Raw genomic sequence first — 14,563 nt, 5'->3', positions numbered from 1 at the left:
TCACCCACCCGCCTCGGGGCAATGACAGATAGTCATCTGAGGGCGTTTTTCCGGTGGATAAAGTCGCATTCGCCTGATGAAACCTTTCCGCTGACGATTTGTAGAGTGACCCTTTCCCCGAGAAGTGCCATCTATCGAGCAATATCAAAACTTTTTGATATTGCTCTTGCGGTGCTTTCTGACCGTCACTAGACTGCTGGCCTTATGAATTTACGTGTGCCTTCCATTCGACATGACGATTGCGATGAGCTGGCGGCCCTGTGCAAGGCCGGCGGCGATCCTCTGCGGCTGAATGTATTGCGCGCGCTGGCCAACGATTCGTTTGGCGTACTGGAGCTGGCGCAGATCTTTGGCATCGGCCAGTCCGGCATGAGTCATCACCTCAAGGTATTGGCCCAAGCCGATCTGGTGGCGACGCGCCGTGAAGGCAACGCGATTTTCTACCGTCGCGCCCTGCCCCACACCGACCTGCTGGGTGGCAAGCTGCATACCGCGCTACTGGAAGAAGCGGACAACCTGACCCTGCCTGCCGAGGTGCAGTCGCGGATCGGTCAGGTCCATGGACAACGAGCGGCGGCCAGCCAGGACTTTTTCTCACGGGTCGCGGAGAAGTTTCGCGCCCAGCAAGACTTGATCGCCGGTCTGCCGCAATACCGCGAAAGCGTGCTGGCACTGCTCGACAAGCTGAGTTTCAGCGAAGGCGCCACGGCCATCGAAGTCGGCCCCGGCGACGGCGCATTTCTGCCGGAACTGGCGCGCCGCTTCACCCAGGTCACGGCGCTGGACAACAGCCCGGCGATGCTCGAACTGGCGCGCCAGGTTTGCGAACGTGAATCGCTGGCTAACGTCAGCCTGCAATTGGCCGATGCATTGAACGGTGTCCGCCTCAAGGCTGACTGCGTTGTACTGAACATGGTGCTGCACCATTTCGCCGCACCGGCCGAAGCACTCAAGCACATGGCCGACTTGCTGCAACCGGGCGGTAGCCTGCTCGTGACAGAGTTATGTAGCCACAACCAGAGTTGGGCCAGGGAGGCCTGCGGTGATCTCTGGTTGGGGTTTGAACAGGACGATTTGGCCCGTTGGGCCACCGCTGCGGGACTCGTTCCCGGGGAAAGCCTCTATGTAGGCTTACGTAATGGTTTCCAGATCCAGGTCCGCCATTTTCAGCGACCGGCTGGCGACACTCACCATCGGTAAATTCAGGAAAACATCGAGATGAGCGAATACTCCCTCTTCACCTCCGAGTCCGTGTCCGAAGGGCATCCGGACAAAATCGCCGACCAGATTTCCGATGCGGTGCTGGACGCCATCATTGCTGAAGACAAGTTCGCCCGCGTAGCGGTCGAGACCCTGGTAAAAACCGGCGTTGCAATCATCGCAGGTGAAGTCACCACGTCGGCCTGGGTCGACCTGGAAGAGATCGTGCGTAACGTCATTCTGGACATCGGCTACAACAGCTCCGATGTCGGCTTCGACGGCGCCACTTGCGGCGTGATGAACATCATCGGCAAGCAGTCTCCTGACATCAACCAGGGTGTCGACCGTGCCAAGCCTGAAGATCAAGGCGCCGGCGACCAGGGCCTGATGTTCGGCTACGCCAGCAACGAAACCGACGTGCTGATGCCAGCACCGATCACCTTCTCGCACCAGCTGGTTCAGCGTCAGGCCGAAGCCCGTAAATCCGGCCTGCTGCCTTGGCTGCGCCCGGATGCCAAGTCGCAGGTAACTTGCCGTTACGAAGGCGGCAAGGTTGTCGGTATCGACGCCGTTGTACTGTCGACTCAGCACAACCCTGATGTGTCCTACAAAGACTTGCGCGAAGGCGTGATGGAGCTGATCGTCAAGCACGTACTGCCTGCCGAACTGCTGACCAAAGACACCCAGTTCCACATCAACCCGACTGGCCAGTTCATCATCGGTGGCCCGGTAGGCGACTGCGGCCTGACCGGTCGCAAGATCATCGTTGACAGCTACGGCGGCATGGCCCGTCACGGCGGTGGCGCGTTCTCCGGTAAAGATCCATCGAAGGTTGACCGTTCGGCCGCCTACGCGGGTCGTTACGTGGCTAAAAACATCGTGGCGGCCGGCCTGGCCGAGCGTTGCGAGATCCAGGTTTCCTACGCGATCGGTGTTGCTCAGCCGACGTCGATCTCGTTGAACACCTTCGGCACCGGCAAAATCAGCGACGACAAAATCGTCAAACTGGTTCGCGAAGTGTTCGACCTGCGTCCATACGCAATCACCACCATGCTCGACCTGCTGCACCCGATGTACCAGGAAACCGCTGCGTACGGCCACTTCGGTCGCACCCCGACTACCAAGACTGTGGGTGAAGACACTTTCACCACCTTCACCTGGGAAAAGACCGACCGCGCCGATTCCTTGCGCGCTGCTGCCGGCCTGTAAGACTTCCCCGGCGGTACCAAAAGCCCTGCACGGTTCGCCGTGCAGGGCTTTTTATTGGCTGCTTTCCAGAGGCGACACACGCTGAAAAACAGCTGGCCCTCTCATCCTGAAAATCCGTCCTAGCCTTCCAGCATTCCACTTGAGCAAGGACGCTCACGATGCCGCTCGACTTGCGCGTGTTTTTCAGTTTTCTACTGATGATTTTCTGCCTGACCACTCACGCTACCGAGTGCCCCAACTGGCCAACCTCACGCGCCCTGGACGAAATCACGTCACTGCAAAAACAGATCGACCTCTGGGACGACAGCTATCACCGGGGCGGCCGTTCATTGGTCGCCGATGAACTCTACGATCAGTCCCGTGCGCGACTGACCGAATGGCGCACTTGTTTCGACCTGGGCCAATCTGCGGAACCGCTACGTACTGCGGGCGGCACGATTCCTCATCCCATCGCCCACACGGGCCTGGAAAAACTCCACGACGGTCGCGCCGTCGAAGCCTGGCTAAAAGGACGGAGCGATGTCTGGATTCAGCCCAAGATCGACGGCGTGGCGGTGACGCTGATCTACCGCAAAGGCCTGCTGACTCAAGCTATCAGCCGCGGTGACGGAATAAATGGCCAGGACTGGACGGCTTCGGCATGCCAGATCGCCGCCATCCCCCAACAATTGTCAGAGCCGCTGGACCTGCTGCTGCAAGGTGAGCTCTATTGGCGCCTGACCGACCACGTACAGGCCCGTGCCGGCAGCCTAAACGCACGCGCCACAGTGGCCGGTTTGATGGCCCGCAAGAAGTTGAGCACTGAGCAAGCTGCCGGGATCGGTCTGTTTGTCTGGGACTGGCCCCAAGGCCCGGCCAGTTTGCCCGCCCGCATCGCAGTCCTGGATGAGTTGGGTTTCCCGAGCACCGCACCTTACAGTCACTCGATCAAGGTATTTGCCGACGCTGAACGCTGGCGCGATCACTGGTATCGCTCGCCACTGCCCTTTACCAGTGATGGCATCGTCCTGCGTCAGGATCAGCGCCCACCCGCCGAGCGCTGGCAGGCTAAACCGCCTTATTGGAGCGTCGCCTGGAAATACCCTTTTGCCCAGGCCCTGGCCGAGGTGCGCAAGGTCCACTTCAAGATTGGACGGACCGGACGAATCACCCCGGTACTGGAATTGTCACCGGTAATGCTCGATGACCGGCAGATCAAGCGAGTCAGTGTGAGCTCGCTGCAACGCTGGGAAACACTGGATATCCGGCCCGGAGATCAGGTCGCCATCAGTTTGGCAGGCCTGACCATTCCAAGGTTAGACGGTGTCATGCTGCGCAGCACCCAACGCGCTGAATTGAGCGTACCGCTGGCGGAGGACTTTCATCATTTGAGTTGCTGGCAGCCGACACCGGGGTGCGAAAGCCAATTCCTCGCCCGACTGACCTGGCTCAGCGGCAAGCAGGGACTGGCCCTGCCCCATGTCGGTCCAGGCACTTGGGAGAAACTATTCGAAACAGGCCGTCTGAATGGCCTGCTGGATTGGTTGACCCTCGACGCTCAAGAGCTTGCTAACATTGACGGCTTCGGCGAACGCAGCAGCGCTCGTCTTTTGAACAGTTTCAACAGTGCCCGACAACGCCCTTTCGCTCGCTGGCTCAAAGCCCTGGGTTTACCGCCGACCGGACAGGCGCGGCTTGCCGATTCATGGCAGGAACTGGCACAACGAACTATCGAACAATGGCAGGCGGAGGCCGGCATCGGCCCGGGACGCGCAGCGCAATTGAGCGCATTTTTCCGCGACCCGCAGGTCCTGGCCTTGAGTGAAACATTACGTCTTGCGGGGATTGACGGTTTTTAGCGGCCGACGATGCCCGCCAACCCGGGAACCCAATGGTGCCGCTGGGCTCAAACACCCCATCGCCACATCGACCCGATCGTTTTTTCACATGGAGCTTTTATGAAACTTCTTTCACCGCTCGCCCTGTTGACCCTTTGCAGCGTGCTGGCCGCTCCACTGATGGCCGCTGAAGAAGCTCCGGGCCTGACCGGCTGCGCCGCAAAGAAGCAGGGAATCATCAACCAGATTGAACTGGCCAAGTCCCACGGCAACGCCGATCAGCAGGCAGGCCTTGAAACGGCCCTGAGTGAAGTCACTGCTCAATGCACCGACGCTTCCCTGAAGAAAGAACGGGAGAACAAGGTGCTCGACGCCAAGCACGAAGTCAGCAAGCGTCAGGCTGACCTCGACAAGGCCATGAAAAAAGGCGACGCCGAGAAAATCAACAAGCGCAAAGACAAACTCGCCGAGTCCCGCAAGGAACTGCAGGACGCACTCGATGAGCTGGATAAGTAAGGATCAGTTCAGGACTCAATGATCCCGAAATTCTTTATGGCAAGCACTGCAGGCATCTTCGACTTTCTGCACCGCGGGCCCAAGGTTACTGGCCTTGTAAGGCTGAACCTTGCTGGCAATCACCAATTCACCGGTGGCGGCTTCAAGGGTGCGAGCCATGTCCTGGAAGTGCTCCTGTTTCTGCCAGACATCGCTCTTGGCGCTGGTGTGATCTTCTTCGCGCACTTGAGGAAAATGTTTCCACGGTTCACGGGACAACGCATCGAGCTTCACGGCACCGTCAGCGAATTTCGGACCGTCAAACGGGATGCGACCACGCAACATGCCGCCCAGGTCTTCGCCGGTCTTGAGCATTTGCTTGAAGATCGCCTTGCGCTGACCCAGCGGCGAGTTGGGATCGACACCACCGCAGGCGGACAACGCCACGCAGGCCAGCAATACAACAGAAAGTCTTTTAAGAGTCATGGTGGCTTCAGGTCACGGGAAACGGCGGCCAGTATCCTCGCCTCATCGGCAAAGACCAATAGCCCTATTATCAATACGGGTTGTTTGAGCGCATGGAGCACTCAGGCAACCGACAAAGGAATTACTCCATGAACAGCCGTTTCAAGGCATGGCGTCACAACCTCGCTTGGACCCTTCCGATGGTGGCCGTGCTTGCGGGCTGCACCGGTGGCGACAACAACACACCGAAAACCCACGCCCTGGCGACCTACTCCAGCGCCACGTGGGAAGCACTTCCGACGGTGTCAGACAACGACCTGGTCGCCGGCTTCGGTTCGTGGCGCAGCGCCTGCACCCGACTCAAAGCCGACCAGGTGTGGGGTTCGACGTGCGCGGCTGCCGCCAACGTGCCGCAATCCGCCAGCGACATTCGTGGCTTCCTCAAGCAGAACCTCGACGTCTACGGCCTGCGCGCCGCCAATGACAATCCCAACGGCTTGATCACCGGCTATTACGAGCCGGTCTACCCCGGCAGCCTGACCCAGACCGAAGTGGCAAACATCCCGGTGTACGGTGTGCCCGAGGACATGATCATCGTCTCTCTGGACAGCATTTATCCGGAACTCAAAGGCAAACGCCTGCGCGGACGACTCGAAGGTCGCGTACTCAAGCCTTACGACGATGCGGCCACCATTGAAACCCAAGGGGTCAAGGCTCCTGTCGTTGCCTGGCTGACCGACCCGATGAACCTGCAATTCCTGCAAATCCAGGGTTCAGGTCGTATCCAGCTCGATGATGGCCGCCAGTTGCGCATTGCGTATGCCGATCAGAATGGTCACCCGTATCGACCGATCGGCCGCTGGCTGGTGGACCAGGGCGAGCTGAAAAAAGAAGAAGTGACCATGGGCGCCATCAGCCATTGGGCCAAGGCCAATCCGACGCGCATTCCGGAACTGCTGGGCAGCAACCCCAGCTACGTGTTCTTCACCCGCAACCCGGACAGCAACGAAGGGCCTCGCGGCTCGCTGAACGTTCCGCTGACCGCAGGCTATAGCGCGGCGGTGGATCGCAAAGTGATTCCGCTGGGCAGTCTGTTGTGGTTATCGACCACTAAACCGGACGGTACCGCACTGGTACGCCCGGTTGCCGCTCAGGACACCGGCGGCGCAATTGCCGGCGAAGTCCGTGCAGACCTGTTCTGGGGCACCGGCGAAGCGGCCGGGCAATTGGCGGGGGACATGAAACAGCAGGGGCAAATCTGGATGCTCTGGCCTAAAGGTGCAGCCCTGCCTCAAGTGCCGCAGGTGACCGACAAGCTTTAAATTCAAAAGATCGCAGGCTCGCCCAAAATCGCGGATGAGCGTAGGAGCTGGCGAAGCCTGCGATCTCTTGATCTTGCTCTTAAACAGAAACCACAAAGAAACTGACGATCAACCCCATCCCTACCAACCACATCAGCGACCGCAAAATCGCCCAGTCCGCCAAGTAGCAAATGATGTACAGCAGCCGACTGGTGATGAACAACACCGCCAGCACATTGATCGTCACCAGTTCGGCATTGCCGGCCAGGTGCGCGACGATCACCGCCGCCGCGAACGCGGGAGTCACTTCAAAACTGTTCAGATGCGCCGCATACGCGCGTCGGCCAAAACCATTCAGTGACTCGAGAAAGTCACGGGGGTCATGGTTGTCTTTCAGCCTGAACCCGCCACTGGCCCTGGCGATGCCCGTGCAGATATAGGGCAGGAAAATCGCGATCAAAATGCACCACAGAGCAACCGTCATAACGCAATCCCTTCTTCAAGTTTCAAGAGTTGAGCTCCAGTCAAAACTTCATCACCAGCATGCCGATCAGCACCAGCCCACAGGCTAAGAGCCGTGGCCTGCCGAAAGGTTCTTTCAGGTAACGCATGCCGAACAGCACCACCAGAATCACGCTGATCTCGCGCAATGCCGCCGCTTCGGCAATCGAGCCCAGCTGCATGGCCCGCAGCACCAGAGCGTAGCTGAACAACACGCAAAACCCGACCGCCAACCCCAGTCGCCACTGTTCACGCCAGAACAACATGAAGGCCGGTCGTTTACGCACCAGCGCCAGTAACGGGAACGGCCAGGCGCTGAGCAACGTGACCCACACCAGATAATCCAGCGGATGCGACCAGCGCCGCAACGCCTGGCCATCGATGAAGGTGTAGCAGCCGATGCACAGGCCGATCAACGCCACCACCGGCAGCATCGACCACGGCAATCGCGCACCGCCGCCGCCCTGCCAGAGCAGGCACAGCATGCCGAACGGGATCAGCAGAATCCCGAAGATCTGCTGGTTCGTCAGCACTTCCCCGGCAAAAATCAGCGTCAGTGCCAGCACCACCAGCGGCGACAAGCCACGCATCAGCGGATAGACCAATCCGAGGTCGCCGACCCGGTACGCCTGGATCAGCAAATAGCGGTAAAGCAATTCAAACGCCGCCGACGCCAGAATCCAAGGCCAGATGTCCATAGGTGGCAGGTTCACGAATGGCAGCATCACGGCGACAAACAGCATCGCCACGCTGTCCATGCAGGCCACCACCAACAATCGTTCTGCGCTGAATTTGATCAGGGTATTCCACGCCGCGTGTAACAGCGCCGCTACCAACACCAGTGCTGTTGCAAGCACGGCACACTCCTTTATGTTGACCGCCCCCTCCCATGCTCCTTTCTACATGAAGCGGGGGGAGATTATTGATTCGCCATATGTCAGCAGCTGTTTATACTGCAAGCGACCACGCCGCACTCAGTTGCGCACAGACTAATTCCAATAAATTTTTGCCACCGCCCGTTCTCGTCGAGAACGGGCGTCGGCATGCGTATGCCTGATTAGAGCGTCAAGACTACCGACAGAGACCTTGCGCATGCCACTCGCCTTGCTTGCCCTCGCTGTTGCCGCGTTCGGCATCGGCACCACTGAATTCGTCATCATGGGTTTGTTGCCCGACGTCGCCCGCGACCTCGCCGTGAGCATCCCCCACGCGGGCCTGCTGATCACCGGCTACGCCCTGGGCGTGGTGTTCGGTGCGCCGATCCTCGCGGTCGGCACCGCCAATATGCCGCGCAAGGCCACGCTGCTGGGCATGACATTGATGTTCATCCTCGGCAACATTCTTTGCGCGTTGGCGCCGAACTACGCCACGCTGATGGCCGCACGAGTGGTCACCGCGCTCTGCCACGGTGCGTTCTTCGGCATCGGTTCGGTGGTCGCCGCCGGTTTGGTGGCACCAAACAAACGCGCCCAGGCGATTGCGATGATGTTCACCGGCCTGACCCTGGCCAACGTGCTGGGGGTGCCATTGGGCACCGCGCTCGGGCAATACGCCGGCTGGCGCTCGACGTTCTGGGCGGTGTCGGTGATCGGCGTGATTGCCGCGATCGCGCAGTGGGTCTGGTTGCCGAAGGACATCGCCATGGACAAGGCCAACCTCGCCAGCGAGTTCAAAGTGCTGGGCAAGGTCAATGTGTTGCTGGCGCTGGGCATGAGCGTGCTGGCGTCGACCAGCCTGTTCAGCGTATTCACTTACATTGCCCCCATCCTGCAAGACATCACCGGTGTCAGTCCGCATGGAGTCACCATCATGCTGCTGCTATTCGGGGTCGGCTTGACCGCGGGCAGCATGCTCGGCGGTCGCCTGGCTGACAGTCGATTGCTGCCGTCGCTGGTGGGCATGGCGCTGGCCGTGCTGGTTGTGCTGGCCGCGTTCACACAGACCAGTCACTCAGTGATCCCGGCAGCGATCACCCTGGTGTTGTGGGGCATCTTCGCGTTTGCCCTGTGCCCGATTTTGCAACTGCTGATCATCGATCAGGCCCATGAAGCGCCGAATCTGGGCTCAACGTTGAACCAGAGCGCGTTCAACCTCGGCAACGCGGCCGGTGCGTGGATTGGTGGACTGGTCGTCGCCAGTGGTGCGGATCTGGCGGACTTGCCGTGGACCGGCGCGCTGGTCAGTGGCTTGACGGTGCTGACGGCGCTTTTCTACATCTATCTGCAACGTCGCGGTGCTGCTGCGGTCAATGTGTCCGGCTGAATAACTGCATCGCTACTGACACCGCTATCGCGAGCAAGCTCGCTCCCACATGGACAGCGTACATCCGCGTGGGACCGAGCCTGCTGACGGGTCATTCTTTGCTCTTCCGCGGGTCGGGCTCCGAGCCTTGATCCGCAGACTTCTTCGGCGGGCCGCTCTCGCTGCGAATCTGCGCATGGCTGATCAGCGCGAAGATGAAACTGCCACCGATGATGTTCCCCCCCAGCGTCGGCCCGGCGAACACCAGCCAGAAATCCTTCCACGGCAACTCGCCGGCAAATACCAGATACGAGACCTCGGCCGAACCGACCACGATGTGGGTGAAATCCCCCAGCGCCATGAGGTAGGTGATGAGGATGATGATCCACATCTTCGCGCTCTCCATGGACGGGATCATCCAGACCATGGTGGCGATCATCCAGCCCGACACAATGCCCTTGGCGAACATCTGGCTGGCGTCGTTCTCCATGATCTTGCGTCCGATATCGAGAAAGGCCAGGTCGGTCTTGCTGTCGAAAATCGGCAGATTCAGCATCACATACGCCACCAGCAACGTGCCGCAAAGGTTGCCCACCAGCACCACCGACCACAGCCGTATCAACCGGCCGAAATTGTTCAGCGTGGGTTTGGTCATGATCGGCAGCACAGCCGTCAACGTGTTCTCGGTGAACAGTTGCTGACGGGCGAGAATGACCGCAAGAAACCCCGCGCAGTAACCAAAACTGGCGATCACCTTGAAGCCTTCGCCGTCCGGCAGTCGGGAGTTGAGCAGCCCCATGGCCATCAGCGACAGGCCCATGGTCAGGCCGGCCGCCAGCGCCGACCACCACAAAGCGGCGACGCTGCGCTCAAGCTCCTGATCACCCTGGGTGCGGATGATTTCATGCAGCACCGCCGCCCGTGGCGGCTGGCTCTTGTCGACGTCGTGCTGTTCTTCGGGTGAGAGGTTCGGGGTCTTGCCGTCTTTTTGCGTGTCCATAAAGCTCCGGAACCAGTGGTGTGTCATGTAGGTACGACACGCGGGGTTCGGAGCTGTTCACTGCCCCAACAGAAACCGAGGTGAGCCCATCGCGAGCAAGCTTCGCTCCTACGGGGCGATGTCATCCTTAAACTGGTCTTTGACGTACATGATCTCGGTCCGGCCGTGCGGTGCAGGCAAACCGTCTTCACCCAGATTGACGAAAACAATCTTGTCCACCGTCAGAATGCTTTTGCGGGTGATCTTGTTGCGTACTTCGCACTTCAGGGTGATGGAGGTGCGGCCGAACTCGGTGGCGGTGATGCCCAGTTCGATGATGTCGCCCTGGCGCGAGGCGCTGACGAAGTTGATCTCGGAAATGTACTTGGTAACCACACGCTGATTGCCCAGCTGGACGATGGCGTAGATCGCCGCTTCTTCGTCGAGCCAGCGCAACAGGCTGCCGCCGAACAGCGTGCCGTTAGGGTTGAGGTCTTCGGGTTTTACCCATTTGCGGGTGTGGAAATTCATATTCACTCCTGAGCGTCTTGCCGAATGATGGTGGGCATCATGGCAGAGCCCGACCTAGAGCTCTATCAAGCATCGGCTATGGCCTCGATTACCGTTCAGACATTGACCAACAGAAACGCTTTGGAAGTATCGCTCACACGGCTATAATCGCCACCGTTTCAAAACGGTCATCTTCAGTTGATACCGTTTTCCCGCCACCTGTCCGAGGGGCGCTGCAGCAGGTTCGACCTGTCAGGCTCGGATGGGGCGTTGCTTGACCGTTATCGGTCAGACACTAAACGCACAACGGCGCCCATTCGCATACATTACGAATGGAGGCTCATCATGAGCGCTGTTATCACGCCTGCAGATTTTAACGATTACAAAGTTGCCGACATGTCCCTGGCTGCCTGGGGCCGTCGCGAAACCATCATCGCCGAATCCGAAATGCCAGCCCTGATGGGTCTGCGCCGCAAGTACGCCGGTGAGCAGCCGCTCAAAGGCGCGAAGATCCTCGGCTGCATCCACATGACCATTCAGACTGCCGTGCTGATCGAAACCCTGGTTGCCCTGGGTGCCGAAGTACGCTGGTCGTCCTGCAACATTTTCTCGACTCAGGACCAGGCCGCTGCCGCTATCGCCGCTGCCGGTATCGCGGTTTATGCCTGGAAAGGCGAAACCGAAGAAGAGTACGAGTGGTGCCTGGAGCAAACCATTCTCAAAGATGGCACGCCTTGGGATGCCAACATGATTCTCGACGACGGCGGCGACCTGACCGAGCTGCTGCACAAGAAATACCCGGCGATCCTGGACCGCGTCCACGGCGTCACCGAAGAAACCACCACCGGCGTTCACCGTCTGCTGGACATGCTGGCCAAGGGCGAGCTGAAAATCCCGGCCATCAACGTTAACGACTCGGTAACCAAGAGCAAGAACGACAACAAGTACGGCTGCCGTCACAGCCTGAACGATGCGATCAAGCGCGGCACCGACCACCTGTTGTCCGGCAAGCAAGCGCTGGTCATCGGTTACGGTGACGTTGGCAAGGGCTCCGCTCAGTCCCTGCGCCAGGAAGGCATGATCGTCAAGGTCTCCGAAGTTGACCCGATCTGCGCCATGCAAGCCTGCATGGACGGCTACGAGCTGGTTTCCCCGTTCATCGACGGCATCAACAACGGCACTGAAGCAAGCATCGACAAAGCGCTGCTGGGCAAGATCGACCTGATCGTGACCACCACCGGTAACGTCAATGTTTGCGACGCGAACATGCTCAAAGCCCTGAAGAAGCGCGCTGTTGTCTGCAACATCGGCCACTTCGACAACGAAATCGACACCGCTTTCATGCGCAAAAACTGGGCATGGGAAGAAGTGAAGCCACAGGTTCACAAAATCCACCGTACCGGCCCTGGCGCATTCGACGCTCAGAACGACGATTACCTGATCCTGCTGGCCGAAGGCCGTCTGGTTAACCTGGGTAACGCAACCGGCCACCCAAGCCGCATCATGGACGGTTCGTTCGCCAACCAGGTTCTGGCTCAGATCTTCCTGTTCGGCCAGAAGTACGCCGACCTGTCGCCAGCCCAGAAAGCCGAGCGCCTGACCGTAGAAGTACTGCCGAAGAAACTCGACGAAGAAGTGGCCCTGGAAATGGTCCGCGGTTTCGGCGGCGTTGTGACTCAACTGACCAAGACCCAGGCCGACTACATCGGCGTGACCGTTGAAGGTCCGTTCAAGCCGCACGCTTACCGCTACTGATTGGACCCGGCGGGCTTTGCGCCCGCCGATCCTGACCAGGCGGACCGGCCATCACCGGCCCGCCTTTTGCGATTGCAAAGGGTATTCCCATGTCCGAAGACCGTCGCTACAGCTTTGAGTTCTTCCCTACGAAGACCGATGCTGGGCATGAAAAACTGATCGCCACTGCCCGTCATCTGGCGACCTACAATCCTGACTTCTTCTCCTGCACCTATGGCGCTGGTGGTTCGACCCGTGATCGCACCCTCAACACCGTGTTGCAGCTCGAAAGCGAAGTCAAAGTCCCTGCCGCACCGCATTTGTCCTGCGTGGGCGACAGCAAGGACGACTTGCGCGGCCTGCTGGCCCAATACAAGGCAGCCGGTATCACCCGTATCGTCGCCCTGCGCGGTGACCTGCCTTCCGGCATGGGCATGGCCAGTGGTGAAATGCGCCACGCCAATGACCTGGTTGAATTCATTCGTGAAGAAACCGGCGATCATTTCCACATCGAAGTCGCCGCCTACCCGGAAATGCATCCGCAAGCGCGCAATTTCGAAGACGATCTGACCAACTTCGTGCGCAAGGCCAACGCTGGCGCCAACAGTGCGATCACCCAGTACTTCTTCAACGCCGACAGCTACTTCTACTTCGTCGAGCGTGTACGGGCGATGGGCGTGAATATCCCGATCGTTCCGGGGATCATGCCGATCACCAACTACAGCAAGCTGGCGCGCTTCTCCGATGCCTGCGGTGCGGAAATCCCGCGCTGGATCCGCAAGCAGCTGGAAGCCTACGGCGACGACACCCAAAGCATTCAAGGCTTTGGTGAGCAAGTCATCACCGAGATGTGCGAACGCCTGCTGCAAGGTGGCGCTCCAGGGCTGCACTTCTACACGCTGAACCAGGCCGAACCGAGCCTGGCGGTGTGGAACAATCTGAAGTTGCCGCGCTAATAGTCGTTACCAGCAAGATCAAAAGATCGCAGCCTTCGGCAGCTCCTACATTGGGCGTGTTTAATCCTTGTAGGAGCTGCCGCAGGCTGCGATTTTTTGCTTTTAACGCTTTTTTTTCTGCGGCAACACTCTGAGTTAGAGTGTTTGGATCCCGATTCTGGCTCTTTCCGGTTTCTCGTCGTAATCTCAAGCCATGCCTTTGATCGCGCAGTTACTGACCATGTTTCTTTTTACTTGCCTGAGCTTCGCCGCTCGGGGCGAGAAGTTGCGCATTGTCACCGAACCATGGGCGCCGTACGTGTATGAGGAAAACGGAAAATCCCTGGGGCTGGACTACGAAACCACGGCCATCGTCTTCAAACGCCTGGACATCGAAGTGGAATGGCAGTTCCTGCCGTGGAAACGCTGCCTGTCGATGCTCGAAACGGGCCAGGCAGACGGCGCACTGGACATTTTCCACAGCGATGAGCGCGACGCTACCCTGCTCTACCCCGGCGAGCCGCTCTCAGAGGTGGAGTTCGTGATGTTCTACGCCATTGAGCGGCCCCACCCTTTTCACACCCTGGCCGACCTGAAAGGTCTGACCATCGGCACTTCCCCGGGCTATCTGTACAGCCAGGACTTTCGTGAGTCGACCCTGTTCACTCGCGAACCGGCGCCGACTCACGAAGCCAACTTCGGCAAACTGGTGCGCGGGCGGATCGACCTGCTGATCACTGATCGCAGGGTCGGTCAGCACTTGCTCGACGAATTGGGCATCCGCGACAAGATTACCGAAAACCCGACCGTCATCAGCCACCAGAGCCAGTTTCTGGCAGTGCGCCGCAACGCCGGCATGGACTTGTTGGTGCAGCGCTTCGGCGCCGAACTCAAACGATTCAAGCGCGAGCCCGCGTACGCTGAACTGAGTGCCCGCTATGGCGCCGACCCGGCGGTCGAGGTAAAAACCACCAGAGCCACCACCGCCAACGGAAAAACCGTTGAGCAGCAGGAAAGCGGCGCGCAGTGATTGCTCTGTTATACTCCGGCCTTCCCGCCAGGCTCACGCCCGGACGCTCGGACTTGTTCAAGGCATCTCGACCCCGCTACAGCGCAGCTTTTCAGCCCGCGCGAGCACTCCAGATGAGCCTTCTTGGCCCAGCAGGACCGGACGGG

General features: G+C 59.3%; 14 protein-coding genes and 1 riboswitch. Of the genes, 9 read left to right on the top strand and 5 right to left on the bottom strand.

Annotation, left to right across the window (positions count from 1 at the left end; all coding sequences use genetic code 11):
• Positions 1-204: 204 nt before the first annotated feature.
• The 4 genes from MO767_RS28425 to MO767_RS28410 all read left to right on the top strand — a co-directional run bounded on the left by MO767_RS28425 (position 205) and on the right by MO767_RS28410 (position 4,742).
• A complete protein-coding gene (locus MO767_RS28425) occupies positions 205-1,200 on the top strand; it encodes a metalloregulator ArsR/SmtB family transcription factor (protein WP_282483224.1) in 996 nt (331 codons plus the stop codon).
• A gap of 18 nt (positions 1,201-1,218) precedes the next feature.
• Complete coding sequence (gene metK / locus MO767_RS28420) at positions 1,219-2,409, top strand: methionine adenosyltransferase (RefSeq protein WP_282483223.1); 1,191 nt, start codon at positions 1,219-1,221, stop codon at positions 2,407-2,409.
• A gap of 158 nt (positions 2,410-2,567) precedes the next feature.
• Positions 2,568-4,247, top strand: a complete 1,680-nt coding sequence (ligB, locus tag MO767_RS28415) for an NAD-dependent DNA ligase LigB (RefSeq protein ID WP_282483222.1) — start codon at positions 2,568-2,570, stop codon at positions 4,245-4,247.
• 99 nt (positions 4,248-4,346) lie between these two features.
• Complete coding sequence (locus MO767_RS28410; protein ID WP_282483221.1) at positions 4,347-4,742, top strand: DUF1090 domain-containing protein; 396 nt, start codon at positions 4,347-4,349, stop codon at positions 4,740-4,742.
• A 15-nt stretch (positions 4,743-4,757) separates the two neighbouring features.
• Here the strand turns inward: MO767_RS28410 and MO767_RS28405 are convergent, their stop codons facing one another.
• Positions 4,758-5,207, bottom strand: a complete 450-nt coding sequence (locus MO767_RS28405; protein WP_282483220.1) for a cytochrome c — start codon at positions 5,205-5,207, stop codon at positions 4,758-4,760.
• A gap of 128 nt (positions 5,208-5,335) precedes the next feature.
• Between MO767_RS28405 and MO767_RS28400 the strand changes: the two genes are divergently transcribed.
• The gene (locus tag MO767_RS28400; protein WP_282483219.1) at positions 5,336-6,508 is read left to right on the top strand and encodes an MltA domain-containing protein; all 1,173 of its coding nucleotides are present in this window, start codon (positions 5,336-5,338) and stop codon (positions 6,506-6,508) included.
• A gap of 79 nt (positions 6,509-6,587) precedes the next feature.
• On the opposite strand, the gene MO767_RS28395 is transcribed toward MO767_RS28400, so the two are convergent.
• Positions 6,588-6,971, bottom strand: a complete 384-nt coding sequence (locus tag MO767_RS28395) for an MAPEG family protein (protein ID WP_282483218.1) — start codon at positions 6,969-6,971, stop codon at positions 6,588-6,590.
• Positions 6,972-7,011: 40 nt separating this feature from the next.
• Positions 7,012-7,845, bottom strand: coding sequence for an EamA family transporter (locus MO767_RS28390; RefSeq protein ID WP_282483217.1), 834 nt, complete (start codon positions 7,843-7,845; stop codon positions 7,012-7,014).
• Positions 7,846-8,080: 235 nt separating this feature from the next.
• Between MO767_RS28390 and MO767_RS28385 the strand changes: the two genes are divergently transcribed.
• On the top strand, positions 8,081-9,250 hold the full coding sequence (locus MO767_RS28385; RefSeq protein WP_140674939.1) for an MFS transporter: 1,170 nt from the start codon (positions 8,081-8,083) through the stop codon (positions 9,248-9,250).
• Between the two features lie 91 nt (positions 9,251-9,341).
• On the opposite strand, the gene MO767_RS28380 is transcribed toward MO767_RS28385, so the two are convergent.
• Both MO767_RS28380 and MO767_RS28375 read right to left on the bottom strand, forming a co-directional pair.
• Positions 9,342-10,229: a formate/nitrite transporter family protein gene (locus tag MO767_RS28380; RefSeq protein ID WP_282483216.1), complete on the bottom strand. Its 888-nt coding sequence runs from the start codon at positions 10,227-10,229 to the stop codon at positions 9,342-9,344.
• Positions 10,230-10,337: 108 nt separating this feature from the next.
• Positions 10,338-10,739, bottom strand: a complete 402-nt coding sequence (locus MO767_RS28375; protein WP_282483215.1) for a hotdog domain-containing protein — start codon at positions 10,737-10,739, stop codon at positions 10,338-10,340.
• 198 nt (positions 10,740-10,937) lie between these two features.
• Positions 10,938-11,040: riboswitch (S-adenosyl-L-homocysteine riboswitch) on the top strand.
• A gap of 23 nt (positions 11,041-11,063) precedes the next feature.
• Between MO767_RS28375 and ahcY the strand changes: the two genes are divergently transcribed.
• From ahcY to MO767_RS28360, 3 genes are all read left to right on the top strand, one after another.
• The gene (gene ahcY / locus MO767_RS28370; protein ID WP_282483214.1) at positions 11,064-12,473 is read left to right on the top strand and encodes an adenosylhomocysteinase; all 1,410 of its coding nucleotides are present in this window, start codon (positions 11,064-11,066) and stop codon (positions 12,471-12,473) included.
• Between the two features lie 89 nt (positions 12,474-12,562).
• Positions 12,563-13,408, top strand: a complete 846-nt coding sequence (gene metF / locus MO767_RS28365; RefSeq protein ID WP_282483213.1) for a methylenetetrahydrofolate reductase [NAD(P)H] — start codon at positions 12,563-12,565, stop codon at positions 13,406-13,408.
• A 193-nt stretch (positions 13,409-13,601) separates the two neighbouring features.
• The gene (locus MO767_RS28360) at positions 13,602-14,417 is read left to right on the top strand and encodes a transporter substrate-binding domain-containing protein (RefSeq protein WP_282483212.1); all 816 of its coding nucleotides are present in this window, start codon (positions 13,602-13,604) and stop codon (positions 14,415-14,417) included.
• Positions 14,418-14,563 lie beyond the last annotated feature (146 nt).

The sequence above is a fragment of the Pseudomonas sp. UYIF39 genome (assembly GCF_029963765.1).
In the GTDB taxonomy this organism is placed as follows: Bacteria; Pseudomonadota; Gammaproteobacteria; order Pseudomonadales; family Pseudomonadaceae; genus Aquipseudomonas.
Note: the sequence above shows the minus strand (reverse complement) of the source record. Positions and strands in the feature narration are given on the sequence as shown.